This window comes from Baaleninema simplex PCC 7105, assembly GCF_000332355.1.
In the GTDB taxonomy this organism is placed as follows: domain Bacteria; phylum Cyanobacteriota; class Cyanobacteriia; order Cyanobacteriales; family Geitlerinemataceae; genus Baaleninema; species Baaleninema simplex.
In genome coordinates this window covers 3689877-3697423 of sequence record NZ_KB235958.1, presented here as the reverse complement: position 1 = coordinate 3697423, position 7547 = coordinate 3689877, and the positions used below count along the sequence as shown (strand labels likewise).

Genomic DNA, 7547 nt, shown 5'->3' with positions numbered 1-7547 from the left:
CTTCGCCCCCCTTTGAAAGGGGGGTTGGGGGGATGGTTGGGGGGATGGTTGGGGTGATGGTTGGGGGGATAGAGAGAGACGTGTCAGGTTGGACAAAACAAGTGTTTGAGTCCTCGACTCCCCTCGGACTCAACGCTTCGACTCCGCTCAGCGTTGAGATTCGGCTTCCGTATGAGCTCGCCGAACGTATGAGCGATCGCAAACGTGAAATGCACCCAATAATAACTCATTGGGAACGGCTATAGTTTTAAAAGAAGGGAACTTTAAACAATCGATTCTATCTCAAATTCTCAAAACTAAGAATTTCTGACGATCGCGACCTTCAACTGTTTCGTGAAAGTCTATCGAATTTGAGAATTTATGACGAAATTGGCGCTTTAACCCATCTTTTTCAAATACGCTTCGACAGTATTTTTCAATAACATCGCCACGGTCATCGGCCCCACACCACCGGGAACTGGCGTGATGAAACTTGCGTTTTCCTTCGCCGTTTCAAACTCCACGTCGCCGACGAGTTTCGAGTTCCCCTCGCCGTCAGTAATACGGTTAATGCCTACATCAGCAACGATCGCACCGGATTTCACCATATCCCCCGTTATCATTTGAGGACGACCCACCGCCGCCACGACAATATCGGCGTTGCGAACGACCTCGGGAAGATGTTGCGTTTTCGAGTGTGCCACCGTTACAGTGGCGTTGGCTTCGAGTAGCATCAACGCCATCGGTTTTCCCACTAAGATACTGCGACCGACGATGACAGCATTTTTCCCTTTGGGGTCGATGTCATATTCTTTCAGCAGTGCCATCACTCCCGCTGGCGTACAACTGCGAAGTCCCGGTTCGCCACGCATCAACCGTCCCATGTTGACGGGGTGAAGTCCGTCAGCGTCTTTATCGGGGTCGATTTTCAACAGCAGCGGCACGGCGTCGAGATGGCTGGGAAGGGGCAGTTGCAGTAGAATACCGTCAACGCGATCGTCGGCGTTGAGGCGATCGATCTCTGCTGCAATCTCTTCTGCTGACGTTTCGGCGGGAAAGTGACGACCGAACGACGCAATCCCCACTCTCTGGCAAGACCGCTCTTTATTACGAACGTACACTGCACTGGCGGGATCGTCGCCGACTCGCAAGACCGCCAACCCCGGCGGCCGCTTCCCCGTTTCAACCTGCGTTTGAATTTGCGATCGCAGTTCCCCTTGAATCTTTTTCGCGAGGGCTTTACCGTCTAAAATGCGAGTCGTATCCATTGACGATCGAGATCTGTGCAGTTGAACTTCCTTACCCTACCATCTCTGTCGGTGGCGCGACGCAAAGTTTTACCGTTCCTTCCGATTCTGCTGAGTTTAGCCGGATGTGGCGTTGGGGTCGATATAACGCCCATTGCCGAGTTAGAGCGTTTTGGCGAAAATACAGAAGCGATCGTGCGCGGAACGACAGTCGATCGCGCCCCGTTCGTTGACGGAGGAGCCTATCAACTCCAAGACGAGACGGGTACAGTGTGGGTGGTTTCCGACGATACGCTTCCCGAACTCGGACAACCGCTTCAGGTGACGGGACAATTCGTCGAGCGATCGATTCCCATCAACGGCGTCGATTACGGAGAAGCCTATCTCGAGGAGATCGATCGCCAACCGACTGAAAAACAATAAAATCCATGAAACAGGTCGCGATCGCCATTCTCTACCAACAGGGTAAATACTTGCTGCAATTGCGCGACGATATTCCTGATATCGTCTACCCAGGGTATTGGGCGTTTTTCGGCGGCCATCTCGAAGCCAACGAAACCCCAGAAGTTGCTGTCGTGCGAGAATTGTACGAGGAAATTCGCTATCGAACGTCGGATGTGACGCTGTTCGATCGCTTCGTCTTTTCTCCCGACGTGGTGCGTTACGTCTTTTACGCGCCTCTCACCGTTACTCTCGATCGCTTAGACTTGCGTGAAGGCTGGGATTTCGCCCTCTGGACGCCAGACGAAATCCGTTTGGGACAGCGGTACTCAGACAACGCTCGACAAGTACGGGCGATCGCCCCACCTCACCAGCGCATTTTACTCGATTTCCTCGATCGCATCGCTCCCAGATTGGGATGATGAGAGGGGGAGAGGGGGAGAGGGGGAGAAACCTTAAACTGAAATCTGTGGAGAGTCGTAGGGTGCGTGACTTGAAAAATCGGGTGTCGAACGTGAGACCGAGAAATCGTCACGCACCGCACAGGTACACCGCTTTGAAAACGCTGTTTACTATTGACGTCATATGAATCCTGCACTGTCTCAATTCGGCCAACAAATGTCTCACCTAACGGGGGTGCGGGCAATTATGAAGGATATTATCGAAACCTTGCAAAGTGGCAACGCGCAGGATTTCATTAACTTAAGTGCGGGAAATCCGGTAATTTTGCCGGAAGTCGAACAGATGTGGCGCGATTGTACCGCCGAGTTGCTCGAGAGTTCTGAGTATGGCGAAGTGATTTGTCGCTACGGGTCGAGTCAAGGCTATCAACCTCTTATCGATGCGATCGCCGAAGATTTCAACCGTCGCTACGGGTCGGATTTGACCTCAAAAAATATTTTAATTACCCCCGGTTCTCAGTCGATTTACTTTTTTGGAGCGAATGCGTTTGGGGGTTACAGCCAAAGCGGAACGTTGAAAAAAATCGTTTTACCCCTGAGTCCCGACTATACCGGATACGGCGGCGTGAGTTTGGTTCCCGAGGCGGTGGTGTCTTACAAACCCACGTTAGATCTCGACGAAGCCAACCATCAGTTTAAGTATCGCCCGGATTTCTCCCAGGTAGACATCAACGCGGACACCGGATGCGTCATTTTCTCCCGTCCCTGCAATCCTACCGGAAACGTCCTCAGTGACGAGGAAGTGGCGAAAATCGGCGATCTCGCAGCAGCTTACGACGTTCCGGTTCTCGTCGATTCGGCTTACGCACCTCCGTTTCCCGCGTTGAATTTTACGCCGATGACACCGAAGTTCGGCGGAAACGTGGTTCACTGTATGAGTTTGTCGAAAGCGGGACTTCCTGGGGAACGGGTGGGGATCGCGATCGGCGACGAGGCAATTATCGACGTGTTACAGTCGTTCCAAACCAACGCCTGCATTCACTCGTCGCGATACGGACAGGCGATCGCAGCCAAGGCGATCGCCTCGGGACAGTTAGCCGAACTGTCCGAATCGGTCGTTCGTCCCCACTATCAGAAAAAGTTTGAGGTCTTAGAAGACGCATTAAACCGGGCAATGCCGAAAGCGTTACCTTGGTTCTTACATCGTGGAGAAGGGGCGATTTTTGCGTGGCTGTGGTTCCGCGACCTCCCGATGACGGATAAGGAACTCTATCGGGAACTCAAACAGGTCGGCGTCATTGCGGTTCCTGGCGAACCCTTTTTTCCCGGTCTGCGAGACAATTGGGTACACAAACAGCAATGTTTGCGAATTAGTCTGACAGCGACGGTGGAGGAAATTGCGACGGCGATGCAGCGGATTGCAGAGGTCGCCAGTCGCGTGTATTCGGCGGCTTTCGTCAGTTGAAGTGCAGTTTTGAAACGATCTTTTAGGTGCGTTACGACAGTGTTGACCCCTCGAAAAGTCGTTCGAGTTAAGTCTTTGACCGTGACGCACCTCCGTCCGTTCGCACCTACCGTAATTTTACGCTGTTTGCCGCGATCGCAGTTACAAACCCCTGTAAATTCACGGAGATTTTAAAATGTAAATTTACGGAGAATTTAAAAACAGCGTCTCGATTAAGGTTTTTGTAAATCCTGTAGTCATTTTTGAAAAAATTAGCAACAATGGAAATAAGCGCGATCGCAGAGATTGCTAGGTTGTTGTTATAGGGTTGCTGTGTTTGCGTCGTCTCGGCGTTACGGCGATCGCGATCGAGGCTCGATCGCTCGAACTATTTTTGATAACCCAGTTCGAGGTTGCGTTCGGGAACAAAAGTGAAGTTGCCAACGACTGTGAGATAAGGGTGTATCGAGTCGGCGTGGCTTGCCAATACCGTTCGTTCTCTCGCGTGAAAGACCGCCAGAACGCGAATCTCGCACCACACGCCACTCTTCTTTCGATCGCATTTACCGTCTTTAACGCTGGAGCGCTCCGCTATACTGAGTGCTGTCAGCGATGGTTTAACTGTATTTTTACGCTCGCGTGTCAGGGACTCCCTAGGAGATCGAACCCATGCCTCTCATCACTGGAACTGAAAATTCCGAAGCTCTTCTCGGTACCCTTGGAGACGATTCGATCGTCGGTCTAGGTGGAGACGATAACATCGTAGGCGGCGAGGGAGACGACCTCGCATTTGGAAACCGAGGCCAAGACATTCTCAAAGGTGGCGATGGAGACGATACGTTACTGTCCGGTCAAGGCGACGACACAATTTCTGGCGATGACGGTAACGATATTATCAGTGGCGACTTAGGCGTCGATCTTCTAGACGGTGGCGACGGCGAAGACATTATCTTCGGCAACAAAGACAACGATACGATCTTTGGCGGCGACGGTAACGACTTCCTCTTCGGCGGTACGGGAGACGATACCCTGTACGGAGAAATCGGCAACGACGTACTGTCCGGCGATCGAGGTGCCGACGTTCTCATCGGCGGTACGGGTAAAAATATTTACATCATCGATACGACCTCTGGCGGCCCGGCGATCGAAGACGCCGATCGCATTATCGGCTTTGACGCCGACGATAAAATCGCCTTAATGGGTGGCGTCGATATTTCAGAAATTAACATCGCGTTCGTGCGTCCCGACCCCAACTCCAGCGTCGGGAACTATGTATTTTCTAACCTGAGAACTGGCGAATTCGTCGCCATTCTCGAAAACGTGACCGAAAGCGTCCTCACCGAAGAAAGCTTCACCGACGATCTGACTCCCTCCGACGACCCCGATCCCGGCCCTCCCGATCCCCCCAGTAGCGGCGGTGACGACAGTGACGACGATGATGATGATGATGATGATGGCGGGGACGGAAACGACGGCGGCGACGATAGCGGTGGTGGAAACGATGATGGAGGCGGAAACGACGGCGGAAACGACGGCGGAAACGACGGCGGAAACGACGGCGGCGACGATAGCGGTGGTGGAAACGATGATGGAGGCGGAAACGACGGCGGTGATACCCCCGATCCCACGAATACCGATCCCATTGCCAGCGACGATACTGCCACGGTATCCGAAGACGATTCGGCCACAACAATCGACGTTCTTGCCAACGATACCGATGCAGACGGAGATACCCTTACTGTTACCAGTGTCGATACCACAGGGACTCAGGGAACCGCGACGAATACTGACACGAACGTCAGCTACGATCCCGGTACGGCATTTCAGTCCCTGAAAGACGGAGAAACGGCAACCGATACGTTCAGTTACACCGTCAGCGATGGGAACGGAGGGACGAGTACCGCAAACGTCAGCGTTACAATTTCCGGAGCCAACGACGCACCGACTGGCAGCAACGACTCTGTTGAAACCTTCGCTGGCTTTGATAAAACCTTTACGGATGGCAACTTTACCTTTAACGACGTAGACGGCCACACCTTTGACGGTATTCAAGTGGTGACGACGGTTGGAACGGGGGCATTGAAAAACGGAGCCTCAAGCGTTTCCAATGGCGATACCATCAGCGACGTCAGCCAACTGGTGTTCGAGCCAACGGGAATGACAGCAGGCGAGTCTACAACGTTTGATTTCAAGGTGATAGATAGCAGCGGCGATTTAAGCGGTACGACCTATACCATGACGATCGACGTCACCGCATCTCCAGCCCAACCGGTCATTGACTTGGACGATACGGATACAACGACGCTTAACAATACCCAAACTTACCAAGAGCAAACTCCCGTTTCAGTTGTAGATGTATCCAAACTGACTGTATTTGACGACAACGACGATATTGATGAAATTGTCGTTACTCTCAACGATGTGAAAGATGGCGGAGAGGTTCTCCAATATAGTGGAACTTCAGCAACGGTTGATGTTGTATTGAGCAGTAACGGTTCTACAGTCAACGGTAAAGCAACACTAACCCCTAAAAGCGGACAGACCCCAACGGCTAACGACTATAAAGCTGTTTTAGCGGATATTCAGTACAACAACCAAGGTCCAAAAAAAGAAAATCCCACGGAAAGCGATCGAACGATTAAGTTCGTGGCTACAGATGGGGAAACTCCGCCGAATACCAGTGCTGAGGCAACGATGACGATTTCAGTGCAACGAGTGAACGACACACCTGTTGTTACCTCAATGGGACCGTTTGCTGAACCTACTCCATCAACTGCTTACGATCTTAAAAATGTCATTACTTCTAACTTTACTGATGCTGATGCAGATAGTGGTGAAATGACCCTCACGCTTTCGGTATCTGGAAGTGCAGGAGGAACGATTTCAGCCAGTGGAACGGGATTGACAGTTGATGATAACGACACCGCTAGTGTGACTGTGAAAGGAACGCTTACAAATCTCAATACTGCCTTAAACGCTGGAGGGTTCACCTACACGGCAGCGACTGACGGGAAGGCTGGCTTTACGATTAATCTCAACGACAACGGCAACACAGGTGGCGCGGCAAAATTCGATGAAGAAACGCCTCCTTTAATTACTGTTTCTGCACTGACGGCAGACGACGATGAGTTCGGAATCACGACAGATACAACAGTCGAGATTCCAACTTCTTGGCTCCTGGCAAACGATACTGGAAGTGGGATCTCTGTTACGAGTGTTTCTGGAGCAACTTTGAATGGCTCTACTGTAGAGTACACTTCTCCTAGCTCTGGTTCTTCTTCTACATTTACTTACACCATTGAAGATAGTTCGAGCAATACTGCGACAGGAACGGTTACGCTTAATTTGGTAGCATCGACTGGCGGAGACGATCCTTCTATTAATGGTACGAGCGGCTCCGATTTTCTCAATGGAAAAGGAGGTGACGATGCGATCGATGGAGGAGATGGCAACGATATTTTAATCGGTGGTGATGGAAACGCTGACATCTTAACTGGAGGTAGCGGAGAAGATCGATTTGTCTACAACAACTTCGGTCAAAAAGATCAGAATGGAGAAATCACAGATTTCAATCCATCAGAGGATACTCTCGTATTCGATGGAGCGGATTTCCAACCGAGTCAATTTGTCTCTGGTAGCGTCAGTAATGTGGTGTTAGTTGATGATGCAGGTGACGATATTTCTGGCGCTGATATAATAGTATGGGATCCGAGTTATGGTACTTTTAATAGTGCAACCACTGTGAGTAATACAGTATCAGGGCAATCCGGTGCAGTTTTAGGTAAACACGTACTCATCGTCTATATAAACACCAACAAAGGCAACACTGCAAATGTTGCCTATGATGACAATATGGGAGCTGGAGGAGCAGCCCAGAATATGGCCATTTTGAGCAACTATAATGTAGGTAATTTTAGCAGCTTGGCAAGTGCGCTTCAAGCTAGTGATTTTGAAGTGATTTGATGGGACGTTTTTGATTTTTGAATAGCTTGAAACCCCGGTTTCTATGTTCGAGAAACTGGGGTTTTCTGTCAA

Annotated in this window: 5 protein-coding genes; 4 read left to right on the top strand and 1 reads right to left on the bottom strand. The window is 50.9% G+C overall.

Features of this window, described 5'->3' with window-relative positions:
* Positions 1–377 precede the first annotated feature (377 nt).
* Positions 378–1247 carry a bifunctional methylenetetrahydrofolate dehydrogenase/methenyltetrahydrofolate cyclohydrolase FolD gene (gene folD / locus GEI7105_RS0118850; protein ID WP_017661986.1) on the bottom strand — a complete coding sequence of 290 codons (870 nt, stop codon included), beginning with the start codon at positions 1245–1247 and terminating at the stop codon, positions 378–380.
* 15 nt (positions 1248–1262) lie between these two features.
* On the opposite strand from folD, the gene GEI7105_RS31270 reads away from it, so the two are divergent.
* From GEI7105_RS31270 to GEI7105_RS0118820, 4 genes are all read left to right on the top strand, one after another.
* Positions 1263–1649: a hypothetical protein gene (locus GEI7105_RS31270; protein ID WP_017661985.1), complete on the top strand. Its 387-nt coding sequence runs from the start codon at positions 1263–1265 to the stop codon at positions 1647–1649.
* 5 nt (positions 1650–1654) lie between these two features.
* Positions 1655–2089 (top strand): NUDIX hydrolase, encoded by a 435-nt coding sequence (locus GEI7105_RS0118840; protein WP_017661984.1) that lies wholly within the window; start codon positions 1655–1657, stop codon positions 2087–2089.
* A gap of 163 nt (positions 2090–2252) precedes the next feature.
* Entirely contained in the window at positions 2253–3533 is a 1281-nt protein-coding gene (locus tag GEI7105_RS0118830) for a valine--pyruvate transaminase (RefSeq protein ID WP_017661982.1), read from the top strand.
* Positions 3534–4181: 648 nt separating this feature from the next.
* Entirely contained in the window at positions 4182–7475 is a 3294-nt protein-coding gene (locus GEI7105_RS0118820; RefSeq protein WP_026097777.1) for an Ig-like domain-containing protein, read from the top strand.
* The last annotated feature ends 72 nt before the right edge of the window (positions 7476–7547 follow it).